This is a genomic window from Streptomyces sp. SID14436, assembly GCF_010548465.1.
Lineage (GTDB): Bacteria > Actinomycetota > Actinomycetes > Streptomycetales > Streptomycetaceae > Streptomyces.
In genome coordinates this window covers 1-236 of the sequence record NZ_JAAGMD010000623.1, presented here as the reverse complement: position 1 = coordinate 236, position 236 = coordinate 1, and the positions used below count along the sequence as shown (strand labels likewise).

Annotated in this window: 1 protein-coding gene; it reads right to left on the bottom strand. The window is 75.4% G+C overall.

The features are described from left to right. The coding region (locus tag G3I53_RS21795; RefSeq protein WP_164438687.1) for an acyl carrier protein at positions 1-236 on the bottom strand (236 nt) is incomplete at both ends.

Here is a 236-nt window from a genome sequence, read left to right as displayed (position 1 = left end):
GGCGTCGGCGTCGGCGTCGGCGTCGGCGTGGTCGTCGGGTCCGGTGACTGCGGCTTCGGCTGCGCCGGTTGGGCCGCCTCCGGGGCGGGTGCCAGCGCGGCCTCCGTGACCTGCTGCCGGTGCCGGACGGCCGCGGCGACGGTGTCGGCCAGCTCGGGGACGGTCGGACACTCGTAGACCAGCACCGATTCGAGGTGCACGCCGAACCGGGTGGCCAGCGTGTTGGTGACCTCGAC